Raw genomic sequence first — 19,004 nt, 5'->3', positions numbered from 1 at the left:
AGACGAAGTGGCTGCTGAACCGACTACGACGACTCCCGGCGCTGCGAGCGCCGAGGAGCGGGAGTTCATCCCCGGCACCTGGGAACCGGTGCCGGAAGTCACCACCGAGACACTCGCCCTGCGCAAGGTGCAGGGCGCGCTGGCGAAGCCGCCGGTGGTCAAGGCGGCCCGCGCGATGTCGCTGTTCGGCGAGCACGCGGCCGGGTGGCTGGCGATCGGTGCCGTGGGCGCGCTGGTGGACCGCAAGCGGCGCGGCGAGTGGGTCGCGGCGACGGCGGGCGTAGCCTTCGCGCACGGGGCGTCGATCGGCGTGAAGCGGGTCGTGCGGCGCAGCCGCCCCGGTGACCCGCAGGTCCAGGTGCTGGTCGGGACGCCGAGCAAGCTGAGCTTCCCGTCCTCGCACGCCACGTCGACGACGACGGCGGCCGTCCTCTACGGAGGACTGCTGGGCAAGCGGCTGACTCCGGCGCTGGTGCCGCCGATGATGGTCAGCCGGATGGTTCTGGGGGTGCATTACCCGAGCGACGTTCTCGCCGGTTCAGCGCTCGGCGGTGCCGTGGCGCTGGGCGTCCGGCGGTTCATGAGACGGCGGAGGAACCGTGGCTGACAAGAACGAGACGGGCGCGACCGTCAGCGAGCCCGAGAACGGGCTCGACGAGGCCGCGACCAACGGCGCGTCCGGCAACGGCAAGGCCGTGACCGAGACCGACGCGGACCAGGTGCGCAACGAGGTCGACTCCGACTCGGAGGGCTCGATCGGCTCCGAGGGCGGCGGCAGCGCCGGCGCGCTGGAGGAACCCGAGCAGAAGAAGGCGGACACCGGGGACGAGAAGGACAAGTCCTCCGACGCCTACCACGCGAAGGTGACCGCGAAGGCGGGCACGCCCGCGGGCCTGGTCAGCGGACTGATCAAGGAGCTTCGCCCGAAGCAGTGGGTGAAGAACGTCCTGGTGCTGGCCGCACCGTTCACGGCGGGCGCGCTGCTGCAGCCGTCCGTGGTGCTGGACGCGGCGCTGGCGTTCGTGGTGTTCTCGATGGCCGCTTCGGGCATCTACTTCATCAACGACGCCATCGACGTCGAGTCGGACCGCCAGCACCCGACCAAGCGCAACCGGCCGATCGCGGCGGGCCTCATCCCGCTGCCGATCGCCTGGGGCGTGTCGGTGCTGCTGCTCGGCGGCTCGCTGGCCATCTCGGCCGGGGTGAGCTACGGGCTGCTGACGGTGATGGCCGTCTACATCGCGGTGCAGCTGGGCTACTGCTTCGGCCTGAAGCACCAGCCGGTGATCGACCTGTGCATCGTGGCCTCCGGGTTCCTGCTGCGCGCGGTCGCCGGTGGTGCCGCGGCCGGGCTGGAGATCACCCAGTGGTTCTACATCGTGGTGGCCTTCGGTTCGCTGTTCATGGTGGCGGGCAAGCGCTACGCCGAGGTGAAGCTGGCGGCCGAGACCGGCGCGAAGATCCGCAAGTCGCTGAAGGCGTACTCGCCTTCCTACCTGCGGTTCGTGTGGGCCATCGCCGCCGCGATCACGATCATGACGTACTGCCTGTGGGCTTACGACATCCGCGAGATCGAGCAGTCCCGCTGGGGCATCATCTCCATCATCCCGATGGTGATCGCGATCCTGCGGTACGCGGTGGACGTCGACAAGGGCGTCGCCGGTGAGCCCGAGGAGGTGGCGCTGAAGGACAAGGTGCTGCTCGTCCTCGGCGCCTGCCTGGCGGGGTGCTTGTTCCTGGCTTACTACCTGTAATTCCTCGCTCCACTGGAACGCCCCCGGCCCTTCGGCCGGGGGCGTTCTGCGTTTCTTGCTTTGGTGGTCGGGTGGCGGAACCTCAGTGCCTTCCTCGCTGCGGGATCTTTTTCCCAAGTGGCTCCGCCACGAGGGAAAAAGCTGTCCTCGCGAGGAAGGCACTGAGAACCCGCGGGTGGTCGGCTTTTGGACGTGGGCTATGTGCTTCGCACATACAGGCACGGCCTTCGGCCGCCAGGCAGGCTTGCTTCGCCGCCCAAAGCACGGCTACGCCGCGAGGCAGGGTCTTCGGCCGCAAAGCAGGCTTGCTTCGCCGCCCAAGGCACGGCTTCGCCGCGAGGCGTGGGTTGGTCGCTGCTGCGGTCGGGGTGGCTCAGGCTGACGGGCTCTGGTCGAGGCCGAGGGTGTGGATGACGTCGTGGGCCATCTGGATCGCGTAGCTCTGGCCGCGGTCCTGCGGGTAGATCTGCGACATCGTGGCGAGCGTGACGCCGGGCATCGACGTGGTGTGCTCCGGGATCAGCGCGCGGTACTCGGGGGTGACGACGGGCTGGGCGAAACCGGCCTTCGAGAAGTGCCAGTCCTGGATCCACGACTCGTCGAAGTCCGGATTCAGCTTGCGCAGCCACGGGATGTAGCGCGACAGCAGCTCCGAAGGCTCGGTGGTGAACCGCCAGTCGTCGCGCGGCACGTAGTTGCCGACGTAGACGACGTGGCGCCCACCGTACTCGGCGCGGTCGACCATGTTGGTGTGCTCGACGACCGCGAGGAACGGGAACTCGGTGTCGTTGATGTTGAGCCAGTAGTACGGGATGACGCTGCGGTCGCACTCCAGCACGAAGCACGTCGCCCCGAGGTACTGGTTGCGCCACAGCACGTCGTCGGACTCGATGTCGGCGGCCTTCGCGAACACCGGCTGCGGCACGGTGACGATGAGCCGGTCGAACTCGTAGGCGGTGCCGTCGGCGGTCTTGACCTCCACCGACGCGGGCTGGCGGATGGAGGTGACGGGCTTGCCGAACTCGACGCTGCCGCCGCGTTCGGTCACCGCGTCCAGCAGCGCCCGGTACACCTGCTCGAAGCCGCCGTGCACGTAGCCGAGCCCGAAGGTGCGGTAGTGGATCCGCGCCCACAGCCACGCCATCGACACCTCTTCGGCGCGGTCGCCGAACTTCCCGGTCAGCAGCGGTTCCCAGATGGTCCCGGTGACGCGCGGCCCGGCCCAGCGGCGCATCCAGTCCAGCGCGCGCACCGAGCCGAACCGGGAGCCGTCGCGGACCGCCTTGAGCGCGGCGGAACTCGCGCCGAACCGCAGCCGGTCGAGCATCGAGAACTTCGGGAACTTCAGCATCTCCACCGGGGTGCCGAACGGGTGCAGCTCCCCGTCCAGGTACACGCCGGTGGTGGGGGAGTGGAACCGCAGCTTGTCGGCCAGCCCGAGCTCGGTGATCAGGTCGATGATCGCCCGGTCCGTCTTGAAGCTGTGGTGGTAGAAGCGCTCCAGCGGGGTGCCGCCGACCTCGATGGACGCGGCGAGCCCGCCGAGTTCGGCCGACGCCTCCAGCACGGTGACGTCGTGGCCGGCCTTGACCGCGTCGAACGCGGCCGTCAGGCCGGTGGCTCCGGCGCCCACGACACCCAGCTTCATCCGAAACTCCATCTCTTGTTGATCAGGTATTGCAGGACCACGACCAGCGGGATCGCGGCGGCCTTCACCAGGTTCGGGTTCAGCCCGAGCACCGCGGAGCCCAGGTGCAGCAGCAGGAACGTCAGCGCCATCCCGGCGAGCCCGACGCTGTAGAACCGGGCGAAGCGCAGCGGCAACCGGTCCGTGGTGCGGAAGTTCAACCAGGCGTTGAGCGCGAAGTTGTTCGCGATGCCGATGCTGGTGCTGATCGCGTTCGCGAGCTGCTCGTGCAGGCCGACGGTGTTGAACAGCAGCAGGAACACCAGGTAGTCGAGGGTGACGCCGCTGACGCCGATGATCCCGTAGAGCACCAGGGCGCGGCTGGGCCGCGGCAGCCTCGGCGGGCGCGGCTCAACCCTGGTCATGCCGGATCACCTTGCGCACGATGTAGAGCGGGCGCTGGCGCACCTCGTCGTAGATGCGCCCGACGTAGCTGCCGATCACGCCGAGCGAGAGCATCTGCACGCCGCCGAGGAACAGCATCACCACCATGATCATGGTCCAGCCGGACACGGTGACCTGCGGCAGGAACACCCGCATCGCCACGGCGTAGAGGATGCCCAGCGCGGCCAGCGCGAGGCTGAGGAACCCGATGCGGGTGATCAGCTTCAGCGGGGCGGTGGAGAACCCGGTGACCCCGTCGGCGGCTAACCGCACCATCTTGCGCAGCGGGTACTTCGTCTCGCCCGCGGCTCGCTCGTCCCGGTCGAACAACACCTCGGTCTGCTGGAACCCCATCGAGGCGACCATGCCGCGGATGAACCTGCTGCGTTCGCGGAACCCGCGCAGCTCCTCCGCGGCCCGGCGGTCCAGCAGCCGGAAATCCCCGGTGTCGACGGGAATGTCCACTTCGGCCAGGTTGTGCAGCAGGCGGTAGTAGGAGTGCGCGGTGAGCCGCTTGAAGCGGGTGTCGCGGCGGGTGCGGCGCCGCGCCGACACGATCTCCGCGCCCCGCGTCCACGCGTCGATCATCTCGATGCTGACGCGCGGCGGGTCCTGCAGGTCGGTGTCCATCACGATCACCGCGTCGCCCTCGGCGTGGTCGAGTCCCGCGGTGATGGCGATCTGATGGCCGAAGTTGCGGGCGAAGTCCAGCACCCGCACCCGCGGGTCGGCCTCGGCCAGTTTCCGCAGCACGGCCAGGGAATCGTCGGCGGACCCGTCGTTGACGTAGATGAACTCGTAGTCGAAGTCCGGCCGGGTGTCGATGGCGGCGATCAGCTCGCGGTGGAAGCGGCGGATGCCGTCCTGCTCGTTGTAGACCGGGAGCACGTAGGAGATGAGCGAACCCGTTGCCGCCTCCTCGGTCCGCTGGTGCGACGGCACCGGCACCGCTGGGCTGATCGTTTCGGCCACCTGACTCCCCCTCATCACCGCTCGCCCTGCGTGGACGCCGAGCGCGGCTGATCGGTTGCCCGGCCGCCGGGGACCCGTCGCGGGCCTTCCGGGCGCGGAACGCCGCAGGTGCCCGGCGTGGCCAGTTTTGCGCATCCGCGGGGACTTTCGCACCGAGATCGTGTGATCGTTATGCGTCGGCCCGGCGAACGCGGTGATCACGGGCTTGCGGCGGCTCGGCGCGTCACCGGATCGGCGGGTGCGGCGGGCGCGATCACGGATGCAGGTTCCCCTCCTCGAACGGGTACTCGCCGTCGCCGTCCGCGCCGCCTTGGCGCACTCGGCGGGTCGTCCGGTCGTAGACGTCGCGGTCCAGGTCGTAGCTCACCGACAGCACGTGGCCCCAGGTGAAGCCGGGATCGCCGCGCAGCCTGCTCGGCGTCTCCCACCTGCGGGATTGGGCGGGAACTCCGGTGAACACGCCGCCGTAGGACGGGTCGAACGCCATCGAGCCCTCCCCGCCGGGCGGGGTGATGAGCAGGCCGGGGCTGTCGGCGGTGCCGTGCGAGACGCGCGGGTAGTCCACGTAGCAGGGGAACAGGAAGCTGATCGGCCAGTCGACCAGCGCCGGAACACCGCCGTCGAGCACGTCGCGCAGCGGCACCACGTCGCGCACGGCGGGCCCGCCGAACGCCAGCCAGCCCTGCTCGTCGGTGGTGGCGTCGGTGGCGCGCAGCCGCACCCGGTCCGCGCCCGCGGGCAGGTCGGCGGCGTCGACGGTGATCAGCCGCCAGGGGCGGAAGTCGCGCCAGTCGGCGGCGCGGCCCATCCGCGGGTCGTCGAACGGGAGCTGGCGCGGCGGCGGATCGCGCAGCTCGCGGGAACCCAGCGCGCGCACCTGATCGGCGGCTTCGGGGCCCGCGGTGTTCTGGCCGAACTCCACGCGCAGGTCGTTGCCCTGCTCGGGGCGCCCGGCGACCCACACCGACAGCTCCTGGCCGGAGCGCAGCGCGGGCAGCTCGAACCAGCCGGTGGTGACCTCGCCGGTGGTGCGCGGGCCGTCGGCGAGGCTGTCCCACATCAGCGGGCTCGCGTCGGTGGGCTCGGCCTCGGCGCCGGTGGGGCGCAGCGCGAGCTCGTCCGGCGGGCGGCGCAGCAGCGGTTCCTGCGGGGGCCGGCCGGGACGGCCCTGGTTGGCGACGAAACCGGCGGGTTCGCGGCGCGTCTCGTCCGGCGCGTCCTGCTCGGTGTCGTCCAGCGGTCCCGCGGTGAGGGCGAGCGTGCCGTCCTCGGCCAGCGGCAGCGTCTCCACCTCGTTCTCGATGCCGCAGCTGCGCGCCCGCACGCTGTCCCAGCTGGAGCGCCCGACGGAGAACGCGCCCGCGTGCGCGGGAGCCTGCAGGAACGAGCCGATCAGCACCGCGACCATCACCAGCGCCGACGTCGTGAACAGCGCCGTCGCGGGCAGCGTCCACGCCCCCGCCAGCGCCCGCAGCCGCACCAGCCCGAACGCGACGACGCCGACCAGCACCGCCGCCAGCAGCCACGGCAGCGGACCGTCCAGCGGCAGGTCCAGCGGACGGGTCGCCGTGTCCGACCACGGCACGCCGAAGTCCGAGTACTGCCACCACGAGTTCGGTCCCTGGAACGCCAGCGCAGCCGCCCCGGCACCGGCCACCGCACCGGCGACGCCGAGCTGCCGGGCCTCCCGGCGGGCGTTGGGCAACGAACCGACCCGGGCCAGCAGCACCACCGTCGCCGCCACCAGCGCGGGCGCGACCCCGGCGAGCGCGCCGAAGTGGTGCGTCCACTTCGACGGCGTCAGCCACAGCGTCGCGAACACCGCCAGCACCGCGCCGATCAGCAGCGGCAGTTCCGGCATCCGCACCGCGCGGTGCAGCCGCCGCAGCACCCCGGCCGCGGCCAGCAGCACGGCGGCGAGCACGAGCAGCACCGCGAGCCGCTTGCTCGCGGTGCCCCACGTGCTGGTCCCCAGCAGCGACGAGTAGCGCTCGATCTCCTCGTACCAGCCGAGGTTCGGCCCGAACTCGTTGTGGATCGCGGTGGCCCGCGCGAAGCCGGTCCAGGTGGAGTCCGCGAACATCGCGACCACGCCGACCGACCCGAGGCAGCACAGCAGCACGGCGCGCGTCGGCACCGCCATCCAGCGCGGCAGCTCGCCCGGCAGCAACAGGAGCCGCCAGATCCGCGGCGCGAACATCAGCACGATCAGCACCGCCGCGATCCCGGTGGGCGTGACCGCGACGGTGAGCCCCGCCAGCAGCGCGGCCCCGCCGAGGTGGCCGAACGGAGCCCGCACGCCGGGAGCGGTGGCGCGCAGCAGCAGCGCGAGAACGGCGGCGGTGCCGAGCGCGACGAACGCCTCCGGCCGGATGCCGAGGTCGAACGGCAGCCAGCAGGCCAGGAAGAACACCGCGGTCAGCAGGTGCACCCCGGCCCGCCGGACGCCCCGGCACAGCGGGGCGACTATGCCGTGGCTGAGCACCAGCCAGGTGAGCATTCCGGCGACGACGCTCGGCACCCGCAGCCACGCCGGGGCCAGGCTGTACTCCGAGACCCAGCGCATCAGGTGCTGCACCAGCGTGAACGGCGCCTCCGAGGCGTTGAACCAGCGGTAGAAGTTGCCGATGTCGCCGGTCGCGGCGTGGTTGCGGATGGTCAGCATCGCGAAGCCGTCGTCGTCGCTGATCGGCCCGATGACCAGCCACAACGCCAGCACCACGGCGACAGCGGCATCAATCAGGAGTAATAGCGAGAGGTCGAAGCGGATGCGACGGAGGGCTGCTCGCCGGATTCCCGCCCACGTCGGCGGGGTGTGCGCGATGAGCAGCAGCAACGACGCGGCGGCCAGCACGATCGCGAACCCGGTCAAGGACAGCTTCAGCGACGTCGGGGCCGTCTCGAACCAGGTGTAGGTGCGGGCCGTGACCGACAGCTCCGCGGCCTGCTCCGGTGGCAGCCCGGTGCTGAACGTGAAGATCTCCGGCGCGGGCACGCCGGGCAGCGCGATCGGCGGCAGCGTCCCGACGGTGATCGTGGAGCGCTGGGCGTCGGCGCGGACGGTGAGGTCGCAGTCGGCGGGCAGCGGCGGCAGCGCCACGGCGCGCTCGCCCATGATCAGCTTCGGGGTGCCGCCTTCGGCGCTCAGCAGCAGGCCGTCGCGGTCGCTTCCCGGCGGCACCGTCGCGAGCACCATCGTCGGATCCGGCCGGTCCAGCGCGGACCGCAGCACGGGGCACGGGACGTTCGCGGTGAACTGGGCGGGCCGGTACGGGGCGAGCAGGGCGGTGGTGGACACGGCGGGTTCGTCGGCGGCGGGCCAGCTCACCTCGCTGCGGTCGGCCCACACCGGGGCGAACGGCAGCGCGAGCGCGCAGCTCAGGCCGGCCGCGCCGAGCAGCAGCGCCACCACGTGCGCGATCCACCGGGCGCGGCGTGCCGCGGGGGCGGGCAGCGCGTCGAGCGGACGGCTCGGCGGCGCCCCCGGTCTTTCCCCGGGTGTTCCGTCCGAGCGGATCGGGCTGCTGGGCTCCACGACACCGTCCTCAAGAAGATCTTCCCCGTCGCCGCGGGATCATTCTTGCGCACGCGTCAGGCCCGGCTCCGGTTGCCGCCGGGGGAGCCGGTCTTCCCGCCGGCGGTCAGAGCGATTCGTCGAGGAAGGTGGCGGTGTCGCCGGGGCTCAGCGCCGCCGCGCGGAGCCGGGTGAACGCGGTGTCGTACCAGTCGGTCTGGGCGGGCCCGTCGAGGTAGTCGGCGTTGACCAGGTTCTCGATGTAGACCAGCGAGCCGGGGGTGGGCTGCTCGAAGCGCAGCAGGTGGAAGGTGGTGCCCATCGCGGCGTGCGCGCCGGTGCCGAACGGCAGCACCTGCACCGTGATGTTCGGCCGCTCGGTGAGGTCGCGCAGGTGGGCGAGCTGCTTGTGCATCACGGCGCAGCCGCCGACCTGGCGGCGCAGCACGGCTTCGTTGAGCACGGAGGTGAGCACCGGCGGTTCGTCCTTGCTGAGCACCGATTGGCGGTCGGCGTTGATGGTGACGAGCCGTTCGAGCTCGTCGGCGTCGCGGCGCGGGTCGGTGGCGAGCCCGACGGCCTTCGCGTACTCGGGGGTGCGGAACAGCGCGGGCACGAGTTCCGACTCGTACGTCGAGATCGTGGCGGCGATGCTTTCCATCGCGATGAATCGCTGCGCCCAATCGGGAACGCGAATGTGATTCCGTTTCCGCGCTTGGCGGGCGAGTTGCACAACGGTGTCCGCGGAGTCGCCCGCCACCCCGTAGCAGTCGATGAGCAGCCGGACATCTCCCGGTCCGATGGTGGCCTTGCCCGTCTCGATCTTGCTGATTTTCGGTTTGGTGCATTCCAGTGCGATCGCGGCCTGTTCCTGGGTCTTTCCGCAGCTCTCGCGCATGTCCCGCAGAAGCCGGCCCAGCTGCAGCCGGGCGACGGGCGGGCCGGTGATGCTCATCGGTGGCCTTTCGAGCGAATTGTGTGATCACCACCAGTTCTTCCAGTGCCGGGACCCGAAGGCAATCAAGATCATCCGAATGGGTAGTTCCTTGTGGAATGAACTCTCTTTATCGTTCAGGTACACGGTTTCGTTTCGGATGTCGATCGTGGTGCGCGAACGACGCGGCGGACCGGAATGCCCCGGATTCCTCCCGGTGGTTCCGCGCCGCGCACCGCCGTCCGCGGCGACGAACGAGGAGGTTCGCGGTGTTCATCAGGTCAGCCGGCCCGGTCGCGTACTGGCGTCCGGCGCAGGGCGAGCGGCACGCCTTGTCCCCGGAGCAGCGCCCCTACCCGGGGCAGGCGCGCGAGGCGTTGTGCGGGCTGCGGCTGACGGTCACCGAACCCACCGACTGCGACTGGTTCGCCGAGACCTGCTCGGACTGCCTGGTCCGGGCCAAGGCGCTGCGCGACGCGCGGGAGCAGGCGTGATCGCGGCGCTCGTCGTCGCGGCGCTGCTGATCGCGCCGGCGCTGCTGCTCCCGCTGCGCGGCGGGACGGGCGAGCACGCGCACGCGGGGCCGGGGACGGTCACCGTGGACCGGCTCCGCACCGCGCCGCCGCCCCCGACGGCCGCGGCGGCGATCGACGTCGTGCCGGACGAGGAGATCGCCTGGCCGGTCGACGAGCCGGAGCACGTGGGCAAGCACCGGCTGCGCACCGAGGAGTGGGCCTGCCACCGGTTGGCGACGCTGCTCGCGCTGCGCGCCCACCACGAGCGGCGTCCCGTCGTCCCGAGCGGCCCGTCGCCGCGCGCGGATATTCGCTTGCACGGCGCCGTAATCTGAACGACGTGATCAGCTGACGTAGCAGCCCGCTCGCCGACCTCGGCCCGGTGCTCCCGAAGACGGTGCTCCCGAAGACGGGGACCCCCGGTGGCCTCGGCGCGAACTCCGCGCCCGCGGTTCGGCACGAGCGCTCGCCGGTCTCCGCCCGAGACCGGCGCCTTCGGCGTCCCCACCACTCGTCGCGCGGTTGTTTCCGCGGCGGAGAACGAGGTTTCCATGTCAGCCACGATCGTCCTGATCCACGGTGCGGCCAGCACAGCCGCGATCTGGGGCCCGCTGCAGCGCGAACTGGCGTTGCGCGGTCACCGCAGCCTGGCGCCGGACCTGCCCGGCCACGGGTCGAACGCTCACCACCCGCCCGGCTTCTACCAGGCCCCGCAGGACCTCGACGAGTTCGCCACCGCCCCCTCCGCGCTGGCGGGCGTCGGCGTCGACGACTACGCCGACCACGTGGAGGCGCTGGTCCGCCGCGTCGCCGAGCACGGCCCGGTGCTGCTCGCCGGGACCAGCGCGGGCGGTGTCCCGATCACCGCGGTCGCCGAACGGGTCCCGGAGCTCGTCGACCGGCTGGTGTACCTGTCCGCGTGGTGCGCCGTCGCCTCGGACTCCATCGGCGAGTACACGGCTTGGCCGGAGCGCGAGGGCAACCTGTTCGACCGGATCCCGTGGCCGGCGGTCGGCGATCCGGCCCGGCTCGGCGTGGGCCGGATCAACCTGCGCAGCTCGGATCCGGAGCTGGTGCGCGCGGCGAAGGCCGCGATCATGGCCGACGGCACCGACGACGAGTTCCGGGCGTTGATCGACGTCATGGAGCCGGACGTGAACTTCCGCATCGGCGCGGAACCCCGGTTCGCCACCGCCGCTCGCTGGGGCCGGGTGCCGCGCACCTTCGTGCGGTTCACCGCGGACGAGTCGATCCTGCCCGCCGAGCAGGACCGCATGATCGCCGAAGCCGACGCGTGGGCGCCCGCGCAGCGGTTCGACGTGCGGTCGATCGATTCCAGCCACGCCGGGTACTTCTGCCGTCCGGCGGAATTCGCCGACCTGCTCGGAGAACTCGCCGCCGAGCTCGGCTGAAGCAGCGCGGAGCCGGGCCGCCCGCGAGGACGGCCCGGCTCGTCAGCGCCGGATCACCACGGCGAGTCGGAGACCCCGCCGGTGGCCTCGTCCAGCACGACGTAGCCGTGCTGGAAGTCGACCTGCGTGCCGCCGTCGACGGCGTGCGGGTTCTCCGTGGGGTAGCCGAGGTAGCCGGCCTGGCGGTCGAGCTGGTCCCAGCGCTCCAGGATCGGCCCGGTCAGCCAGTGCGCCCCGGACTCCCAGGACCAGTAGGCCGCGCCGGGTTCCTCGTCCTGGCCCGCGAATTCGTTGTAGCGACCGCTGCCGTCGGCGACCGCGAGCTCGTCGGTCGTCGGGTAGCCGAGCGCACCCGTCTCCCAGCCCTGCGCGGCCCAGGCGTTGCGGATCTCGCCCTGCACCGAGTGCGCCCCGGTCGACTCGGACCAGTAGACCGAGGCGCCGGCGTCGTCGCGCCCGTCGAAGTGGTTGTAGGCCCCGGCCCCGTCGGCGGTGACGGAGGTCGTCTTCGTCGGGAAGCCGAGGTAGCCGATCTCCCAGCCCTTCGACTCCCAGAACGTCCGCACCGGACCCCACACGCCCTGCGCCCCGGTCGCCGGCGTCCAGTAGATCGAGGCGCGGCCGGTGGCGTCGCTGCCCGCGAAGTGGTTGTAGCGGCCCTCTCCGCCGGGCGTGCTCCGTTCGTCGAACTCGGCGGCGCCCAGCACGCCGTAGCCGCCGACCGCGTTGTAGCGGGCCGCGATGTCGCCGTGGATCTCGGTGACGCCGGTGGCGCCGGTGTGGAACAGCCAGCCGTACTGGAACTGCTGGTAGGTGGTGTCCCCGTCGGTCTTCTGCGAATCGACGGGGTCGCCCAGCAGTCCGCGCAGCGCCGCGTCGTTCCAGTAGCGGTCCTCGATCGGGGTGAACGCCTGCTGCTCGGCCTGCCCGGCGGGAGCCGGCGCGGCGGCGGCGGTGGCCGGCCCGGCGAGCGCGATCGGCACGACGGCCGCGGCGAGCATGATTCCCCAGCGAGTGGTCTTCACGACGATCCCCTTTTCTGTTGCCCCACAAGGAATTCTGTCGATGTGGAACACGCCCGGCGGCGGCCGCCGGTTGCCGGGGACGGCGACGTTCACCGGTTCGGCCGTACCGGCAGGGACATCTCACTCGAACGCCGCCACGGCCGATCTCGTGAAAGCCGCGCGGTGCGGCGACCCGACGTGGCAGAAAGGAAGAGGTGCGCCTGACGGACCCCACTCCGTCAGGCGCACCTCAGCTCGTCGCGGCCCGATTCCCGGGCCGCACAGCGCAGAACTCGGCTCACTTCGGGAAGTCGAAGACCTTCCCGGTGGCGCGGTGCCAGTCGATGTGGCCGAGTTCGAACTCGGTGCTGCGGCCCCAGGTCACGTCGTGCTCGCCGCGCACCGGATAGCCGAGGTAGGACCGCTCCCAGCCGAGTTCGGCCCAGCGGGCGCGGATCCCGCCGTAGACCTCGACGGCGCCGGTCTGCGGCGACCAGTAGACGGAAGCCCCGCCGGTTCCGGTGAAGTGCGCGTACCGGCCACGTCCGTCCGGAGTGGACAGCTCATCGGTGGTCGGGTAGCCGAGCAGCCCGTTCGGCCCGCTGAACTCGATGTAGCGGTCGCCGATCGCGCCCCGCACGGAGTGCGCGCCGGTCTCCGGGCTCCACACGATCCCGGCGGCGAACTCGCCGTCACCGTCGAACCGGGCGTACTTGCCGCGGTCGTCGGCGGCGGTGAGCTCGTCGGTGGTCGGGTACCCCAGCGGGCCCGCCTCCCAGCCCGAGGCGGCCCACTTGTCGCGGATCGCGCCCTGCACGACGTGCGTCTCGTTGTCCCTGGTCAGGTAGATGGAGGCGCCGCCGCTGCGGGAGAAGTGGTTGTACGCGCCGAGCCCGTCCGGCGTGGCCGCGGTGTCGCTGGTGGGGTAGCCGAGGGCGTCGCCCGCGCCCAGCTCGGTCCACTTCTCCAAGATCGGCCCGCTCAGGTGGTGCGCGCCGGTCTTGCCGGTGAAGTAGATCGCCGACGCGGTCTCCGTCCCGTCGAGGCTGATGAACTCGTTGTAGCGGGCGCCGCCGTCGTCGACGGTCTCGTCGGTGGTGGGCACGCCGATGACGTCGTGGCCGCCGAGCGCGACGAACCGGTCGAGGATGCCGCCGAACACGATGCGGGTGTCGGTGTCCGGCGTCCAGTAGAAGCGGGCGTGCTCGTACTCCCGCCACCGCAGCGAGTCGCTCTCGACCTCTTCGTCGCCGAGCGGGTTGCCGATGGCGTCTTTCACTTCGCGGGGCAGCGCGGAGTAGCGCTCGTCGATGGCGCCTTCGCCGGGCGCGTCCCGCTCCTCGGTGGCGGGCGCGCTCGTGGTGGGTGCGCCGCTGGGCTCGGGCGCGGCACTGGCCGGCTGCTCGCTCGACCCCTCCACCGCGTTGCGGAGGAGGCCGTCCGGCGCGGTGCCCTCCGCGGTCGTCGCGGCGCCGCGGGTCGTGGTGGCGGACCCGCTGATGAGCTCGCTGATCGGCTGCGCGTGCGCGGCGCCGGGCAGCACGCACAGGACGCACAGGGCCGCGGCGCTGAGGGCGGCTCCGGCGAATTTGGTGACGGTCACTCCTGACCCCTTTCGAGTCGTCACCCCTTGATCGCCGGCGGGGTTCGAAAGGTTGCAGCCTGTTACCGTTTTGAGTCCGAGTTTCCTATCGCAACATGTTTCGGACTTTTCCGGCCGAACAGTAACGATCTTGATGTTACTCGGAGTGATCGAGATCTTCGCTGGTAACGGGAAGTTCGTCCCGGATTCCGGGCCTGATGGCGGCTCTGAGAACTACGGTGCGCGATCAACTTTCCGTCGCAACCGTCCGTGTTCGAGCCGCGCGCCGCCCGGCTGCTCGTTCCGTCGAACAGCGCTGCAACCGGCCCGGAACGAACCAGGCCCCACGGGGCACCGGAATCGCGCGCCGTCCTCACCGCGCTCGATAGCGAGGGTGAGCGCAACGTAGCGACCCGTTCACAGCGGCAGCACAGGCCGGCAAAGCGGTGGGGGTGAGCTGGAACCCCACCCCAGGAAGGACACCGCCCATGAGCATCTACGACGAGATCGGTGGCACCCCGGCGCTGGAGCAGGTCGTCGCCGCGTTCTACGAGAAGGTCCTCGCCGACCCGGAGCTCGCCGGTTTCTTCACCGGCACCAACATGTCCCGGCTGCGGGGCAGGCAGGTGGAGTTCTTCGCCGCCGCGCTCGGCGGCCCCGAGCCGTACCGGGGCGCCCCGATGAAGCAGGTCCACCAGGGCCGCGGCATCCGGCAGCCGCACTTCGACCTGGTCGTCGAGCACCTGTCCGCATCGTTGGCCGCGGCGGGCGTCGAACCGGCCACTGTGGACGCGATCCTGGCCGTCGTCGCCCCGCTCTCCGCGGACATCGTCACCCCGTCGACCTCGGCGGCGTGATCCACCAGGGCACCGGCCAGCCGCACGCGTCCACCCCTGCCGAGCCGCCCGCACCCCCCGGCGGGCGGTTCGGCCAAGGTGGCCGCCGATCAGCGGTCGCCGATCAGCGGGCGTCGGTCGTCTCGCACCGCACCTGCGGCGCGGCCTCGGTGCCGGAGGCGACGCAGGAGACGCCCAGGCCCTCGGCGGGAATCGGGTAGCTGAACACGGTCGGCGCTTCCGGGGCCTCGCCGACGGAGAACTTCAGGACGGTCGGCTTCCAGGAATCCGACCCGTGCAGGGTCTTGGAGTAGTACGTGGTGCCGGGCGCGACGGCGGTGCCGAAACCCTCGCCGTCGGCGGTGAGCTCGCGCACCTGCAACCAGTAGTTCCCGGCGGTGTACTCGCCTTCGCCCTCGTGCCCCGGGGCGACGGGGAGCGCGTCCGCGGCCTGGTGGCCCGAGGCGGCGGCGGCACCGCCGAGCGCCACCACCGCGGCACCGGCCGCGATACCGGAGAACAAGATCTTCCTGGTGCTGAACCGCATGTGCACTCCTCGCTTCGCGTGATCGACCCGACGCCGCGGCGTCGGTGCTCGGTCGATCATGAAACTAAGGGGAGTCGGCGGACGGTCGCCTCGGCTCTTCGGCCCGTGAGTTCGAGCCGATCGGCCAAAGGTGGCGCGGCGGGAATCCGGGAGTCCCGGGCGGTGATTCCACCGAACCCGGAAAGCAAGAAACCCCCTGCGACTAAGTAGGGGGTTTCTGCTGTCTCGACCAGACGTGCGCCCGAAGGGATTCGAACCCCTAACCTTCTGATCCGTAGTCAGATGCTCTATCCGTTGAGCTACGGGCGCTTGTTCAGTTGTGGATCCCCGCCTGGGCGGGAACCCCTGCGGAGGCTCCGGGATTTGAACCCGGGAGGGGGCGTGACCCCCAACCGCATTAGCAGTGCGGCGCCATAGACCAGACTAGGCGAAGCCTCCCGGTAGTCCTCTTGGCCACTGCGGAAAGACTACACGGCCCTCCAGCGCCTCAACAAAGGGGGTGGGGTTTGATCTCCGTCAGTCCTGCGAACCCTTCGCGAGCTGCACGAACGGGTTCAGCGCCGCCGGATTGCGCAGCGCGTCGCGGCTGACGGCGCGCTCCGGGTCGGCACCGGCGAGGATCTTCTTCACCGGAACCTCCAGCTTCTTGCCGTTGAGCGTCTGCGGGATCTCGTCGATCGGCAGGAACCGGTTCGGCACGTGCCGCGGTGAGAGCTGCTCGCGCAGCCGCTTCTTCAGCTCCGGTTCCACGTCCTCCAGCCGGGCTCCTGCGGCGAGGACCAGGAAGCAGAGCAGTTCGCCTTCGCCCGTCGCGCCCGAGGTGTCGATGACGAGCGAATCCGCGACCTCGTCGAACGCCTCCACCACGCGGTAGAACTCGGCGGTTCCCATCCGGATGCCGCCGCGGTTGAGCGTCGAGTCGCTGCGGCCGTGGATCACCAGGGTGCCGCGGTCGGTGACCTCGATCCAGTCGCCGTGGCGCCAGATCCCGGGATAGGTGTCGAAGTACGCCTCGTGCAGGCGCGAGCCGTCGGGGTCGTTCCAGAAGAACACCGGCATCGTCGGCATCGGCTTTGTGAGGACCAGTTCGCCGACCTCGCCGCGCAGTTCGGCGCCGTCCTCCGAGTAGGACCGCACCGAGGCGCCGAGCATCGGGCAGGAGATCTCACCGAGCCACACCGGCACGGTCGGCGCGGCGCCGACGATGGCGGTGCACAGGTCGGTGCCGCCGGACACGCTGGCGATCTGCACGTCGGCGCCCACGGCGTCGGCGATCCAGCGGAATCCGTCGGTGCTCAGCGGCGAACCGGTCGAGCCGACGGTGCGCAGCGCGCTCAGGTCGTGGGCGTCGCCGGGCCGCAGCTCCTTCTTCAGGCAGCTCTGGATGAACGGCGCGGAGGTGCCGAAGTAGGTGACCCGGTGGCGCGCGGCCAGTTCCCACAGCGCGTCCAGCGAGGGGTGCCCGGGGCTGCCGTCGAACAGCAGCAGCCGGGTGCCGGTGAGCAGACCGCCGAGCAGGAAGTTCCACATCATCCAGCCGGTGGTGGTGAACCAGAAGAACGTGTCGCCGGGGCCGAGGTCGGCGTGCAGGCCGATCATCTTGAACTGCTCGAGGACCATGCCGCCGTGGCCGTGCACGATGCCCTTCGGCAGGCCGGTGGTGCCGGAGGAGTACAGCACCCACAGCGGGTGGTCGAACGGCACCGGGTCGAAGGCGAGCTCGGCGCCGCGGTGGCGTTCCAGCAGCGCCGACCAGTCGTGCGTCCCGGCGAGCTCGCCCGCTCCGACGTAGTCGACGAGCACGGTCCCCGCCAAGCCGGGCAGCTCCGCGCGCAGTTCGTCCACAGTGGACCTGATGTCGAAGGTGCGGCCGCCGTAGACGTAGCCGTCGACGGCCACGAACACCGTCGGCTCGATCTGCACGAAGCGGTCGGCGACCGCGCGCACGCCGAAGTCCGGCGAGCACGACGACCAGGTGGCGCCGAGGCTGGCGGCGGCGAGGAAGGCGATCAGCGTCTCCGGGCAGTTCGGTGCCAGCGCCGCCACCCGGTCCCCGCGGCGCACGCCGAGCTCCGCGAACGCCGCGCGCATCGCGGCGACGCGGGAGCGCAGCTCGCCGAAGGTGAGCTCCGAGCCGTGCCCGTCCTCCCTGGCGAAGACCACCGCGACGTCGTCGTCGGCCTTGCCGGGACCACCGCGCAGCGCGTGCTCCGCGTAGTTCAGCGTCGCACCCGGGAACCACCGCGCTCCGGGCATGACCTCGGCTTCGAGCACCTGATCGGGCCGGTCGTGGAAGGCGACGTCGAAGAAGTCCGCGAGGGCTCCCCAGAAGCCCGTCAGGTCCGAGACCGACCAGTTCCACAGCGCCCGGTAGTCGGGCAGGTCGTGGCCGCGCTCGGTGCGCAGCCACTCGCCGAACTCGGCGATGCGGGTGCCCGCCACGTGCTCCGGAGCGGGGTTCCACAGGAGCTCGGGCGGCTGGCCGGTGTGGGTGCTCGAGGTCATGACTAGCTTCCTAACTCACGACACCGCCTCGACGCCATAGTGCACCCTTCGTGCGCACCGCAAACAGGTTGCACACAGGCTGTGGACAACTTATCCACAGCCTGTGTGCAACTCGGGTCCTGCCGCGGCTCAGCGGAGGTGCGTGTCGAACCAGTTGCGCGCCCGCTGCCAGGCCTCCACCGCCGCGTCCAGATCGGTGTCGAAGCGGTGCTCGCCGCTGCTGAAGTGCACCACGTCGGTCGCCACACGGGCCGTCGCCGCGGCGTCGCGCAGCTTGTTCACCTCGTCCGACGGGATGCGGGAGTCGGCGGCGCCGTAGATGCCCAGCCACGGTCCGGCCAGCTCCCCGGCGATCTCCACCAGCGGGGGCAGGCCGTCGGACAGCGGGCTCAGGATGCCGCCGCCCGCCACGGTCACCGCGGCGCCCAGGCTCCGGCTCGCCGCCACCACCAGCGCGGCCGAGCCGCCGATGTCGAAGCCGATCACGCCTTGGCGGTCGCCGGGCACGCCCTGGTCGGTCAGCCACACGAAGGAGGCGTCGGAATCGGCCAGGATCGACTCGCCCGATAGTCGTTGCACCTGGTCGAGCACTTGTTCCTCGGCGTGGTCGTCGGAGAACTCGTCGGTGCCCTCGCGGTGGTACAGGTGCGGCGCCACGGTCAGCCAGCCCTCGTCGGCGAGGGCGCCGACCAGGGTGCGCACCCGGTCGGTGACGCCGCGCGCCTCGTGCAGCACCACCAGCCCGCCGCGCACGACGTTCTCCGGCTCGGCGACGGTCAGCCGGAGCTCGGTGCCGTCCGTGAGCGCGAGCGTCTCGGTCCGGGTTTCGGTCATGTCGTTCAGGTAACCAGGAATGGGTGAACAGCAGTCAACGTGATCATCCGGATGGCGGAGGGCGGTTGACAGACCGTCGCCACCGCCCGGAGGCCCTCGCCGCAGCTCGCGGAGGTCGCCGAGCCGATCTCCGATCCGCCCCGCGGTGCACACGTCACGTGCGGTGATGCGCTCGACGCGGCGGACCGGAACGTCCCGGGCGCCAGGTCGGGCGGCAGCCGAACAGCGCCGCGGGGCCGCCGTGGATGTGCGCGGTATTACACCCGATCGGCGCCACCCGGGTACCGACGTCGGGCAAGGCCGATGCGGACATCGGGCAGGTCAACGGACCGCGGTCCCGGCAGTCGCTCCCACGTCGGGCAAGACCGGGTCGGACCGAGTTGTCCACAGTCATCCCGAAGTTGTCCACAAGCAGTGGTGGCCGGTCGGCAGTGCGCGATCACTCCGGGGAAGTCGGGCTCGGCCCCACGGATTCTGCGCCTCCCCGCCCGATCCAGCGGCGTTGCGCCCCCCGGCCGGTTCTA

The 19,004-nt window shown here is 71.2% G+C and carries 16 protein-coding genes and 2 tRNA genes; 6 read left to right on the top strand and 12 right to left on the bottom strand.

The window, feature by feature from the left end; all coding sequences use genetic code 11:
• The first annotated feature begins 7 nt into the window (after positions 1-7).
• Together BJ969_RS27535 and BJ969_RS27530 are read left to right on the top strand one after the other, a co-directional pair.
• Positions 8-607: a phosphatase PAP2 family protein gene (locus BJ969_RS27535; protein WP_397545402.1), complete on the top strand. Its 600-nt coding sequence runs from the start codon at positions 8-10 to the stop codon at positions 605-607.
• Positions 600-1,754, top strand: a complete 1,155-nt coding sequence (locus BJ969_RS27530) for a decaprenyl-phosphate phosphoribosyltransferase (protein ID WP_425503583.1) — start codon at positions 600-602, stop codon at positions 1,752-1,754. Before BJ969_RS27535 ends, BJ969_RS27530 begins: the two co-directional genes overlap by 8 nt.
• Before the next feature lie 373 nt (positions 1,755-2,127).
• Here BJ969_RS27530 and BJ969_RS27525 read toward each other — a convergent pair whose 3' ends face one another.
• The 5 genes from BJ969_RS27525 to BJ969_RS27505 all read right to left on the bottom strand — a co-directional run bounded on the left by BJ969_RS27525 (position 2,128) and on the right by BJ969_RS27505 (position 9,266).
• Complete coding sequence (locus BJ969_RS27525) at positions 2,128-3,402, bottom strand: NAD(P)/FAD-dependent oxidoreductase (protein WP_184483821.1); 1,275 nt, start codon at positions 3,400-3,402, stop codon at positions 2,128-2,130.
• On the bottom strand, positions 3,399-3,806 hold the full coding sequence (locus BJ969_RS27520; protein ID WP_184483819.1) for a GtrA family protein: 408 nt from the start codon (positions 3,804-3,806) through the stop codon (positions 3,399-3,401). Before BJ969_RS27520 ends, BJ969_RS27525 begins: the two co-directional genes overlap by 4 nt.
• On the bottom strand, positions 3,793-4,797 hold the full coding sequence (locus BJ969_RS27515; protein ID WP_343071623.1) for a glycosyltransferase family 2 protein: 1,005 nt from the start codon (positions 4,795-4,797) through the stop codon (positions 3,793-3,795). The genes BJ969_RS27520 and BJ969_RS27515 overlap by 14 nt, the downstream gene beginning before the upstream one ends.
• 253 nt (positions 4,798-5,050) lie before the next feature.
• The gene (locus BJ969_RS27510; protein ID WP_343071622.1) at positions 5,051-8,332 is read right to left on the bottom strand and encodes an arabinosyltransferase domain-containing protein; all 3,282 of its coding nucleotides are present in this window, start codon (positions 8,330-8,332) and stop codon (positions 5,051-5,053) included.
• Positions 8,333-8,438: 106 nt separating this feature from the next.
• Positions 8,439-9,266 (bottom strand): helix-turn-helix domain-containing protein, encoded by an 828-nt coding sequence (locus BJ969_RS27505; protein WP_184483815.1) that lies wholly within the window; start codon positions 9,264-9,266, stop codon positions 8,439-8,441.
• A gap of 248 nt (positions 9,267-9,514) precedes the next feature.
• Between BJ969_RS27505 and BJ969_RS30930 the strand changes: the two genes are divergently transcribed.
• The 3 genes from BJ969_RS30930 (at position 9,515) to BJ969_RS27490 (ending at position 11,172) form a co-directional block, all read left to right on the top strand.
• Complete coding sequence (locus tag BJ969_RS30930) at positions 9,515-9,739, top strand: HC3 family zinc finger protein (protein WP_184483813.1); 225 nt, start codon at positions 9,515-9,517, stop codon at positions 9,737-9,739.
• Entirely contained in the window at positions 9,736-10,095 is a 360-nt protein-coding gene (locus tag BJ969_RS27495; RefSeq protein WP_184483811.1) for a hypothetical protein, read from the top strand. Before BJ969_RS30930 ends, BJ969_RS27495 begins: the two co-directional genes overlap by 4 nt.
• Positions 10,096-10,311: 216 nt before the next feature.
• Entirely contained in the window at positions 10,312-11,172 is an 861-nt protein-coding gene (locus tag BJ969_RS27490) for an alpha/beta hydrolase (RefSeq protein WP_184483809.1), read from the top strand.
• A gap of 53 nt (positions 11,173-11,225) precedes the next feature.
• On the opposite strand, the gene BJ969_RS27485 is transcribed toward BJ969_RS27490, so the two are convergent.
• Both BJ969_RS27485 and BJ969_RS27480 read right to left on the bottom strand, forming a co-directional pair.
• The gene (locus BJ969_RS27485; RefSeq protein WP_343071621.1) at positions 11,226-12,197 is read right to left on the bottom strand and encodes an LGFP repeat-containing protein; all 972 of its coding nucleotides are present in this window, start codon (positions 12,195-12,197) and stop codon (positions 11,226-11,228) included.
• Between the two features lie 277 nt (positions 12,198-12,474).
• Positions 12,475-13,779: a hypothetical protein gene (locus BJ969_RS27480; protein WP_184483807.1), complete on the bottom strand. Its 1,305-nt coding sequence runs from the start codon at positions 13,777-13,779 to the stop codon at positions 12,475-12,477.
• Between the two features lie 467 nt (positions 13,780-14,246).
• Here BJ969_RS27480 and BJ969_RS27475 point away from each other — a divergent pair, with 467 nt between their 5' ends.
• Positions 14,247-14,615: a group I truncated hemoglobin gene (locus BJ969_RS27475; protein WP_184483805.1), complete on the top strand. Its 369-nt coding sequence runs from the start codon at positions 14,247-14,249 to the stop codon at positions 14,613-14,615.
• Positions 14,616-14,718: 103 nt separating this feature from the next.
• Here BJ969_RS27475 and BJ969_RS27470 read toward each other — a convergent pair whose 3' ends face one another.
• The 5 genes from BJ969_RS27470 to BJ969_RS27450 form a co-directional block, all read right to left on the bottom strand.
• On the bottom strand, positions 14,719-15,141 hold the full coding sequence (locus tag BJ969_RS27470; protein WP_184483803.1) for a hypothetical protein: 423 nt from the start codon (positions 15,139-15,141) through the stop codon (positions 14,719-14,721).
• 236 nt (positions 15,142-15,377) lie between these two features.
• Positions 15,378-15,450: transfer RNA gene (locus tag BJ969_RS27465), tRNA-Arg, on the bottom strand.
• Between the two features lie 39 nt (positions 15,451-15,489).
• A tRNA-Ser gene (locus BJ969_RS27460) sits at positions 15,490-15,579 on the bottom strand.
• Between the two features lie 78 nt (positions 15,580-15,657).
• Positions 15,658-17,646 (bottom strand): acetoacetate--CoA ligase, encoded by a 1,989-nt coding sequence (locus BJ969_RS27455; protein WP_184483801.1) that lies wholly within the window; start codon positions 17,644-17,646, stop codon positions 15,658-15,660.
• A 129-nt stretch (positions 17,647-17,775) separates the two neighbouring features.
• On the bottom strand, positions 17,776-18,480 hold the full coding sequence (locus BJ969_RS27450; protein ID WP_184483799.1) for a dienelactone hydrolase family protein: 705 nt from the start codon (positions 18,478-18,480) through the stop codon (positions 17,776-17,778).
• Positions 18,481-19,004 lie beyond the last annotated feature (524 nt).

It is taken from the genome of Saccharopolyspora gloriosae, from assembly GCF_014203325.1.
GTDB classification, from domain to species: domain Bacteria; phylum Actinomycetota; class Actinomycetes; order Mycobacteriales; family Pseudonocardiaceae; genus Saccharopolyspora_C; species Saccharopolyspora_C gloriosae.
This window is presented reverse-complemented; position numbering and strand designations above follow the sequence as displayed.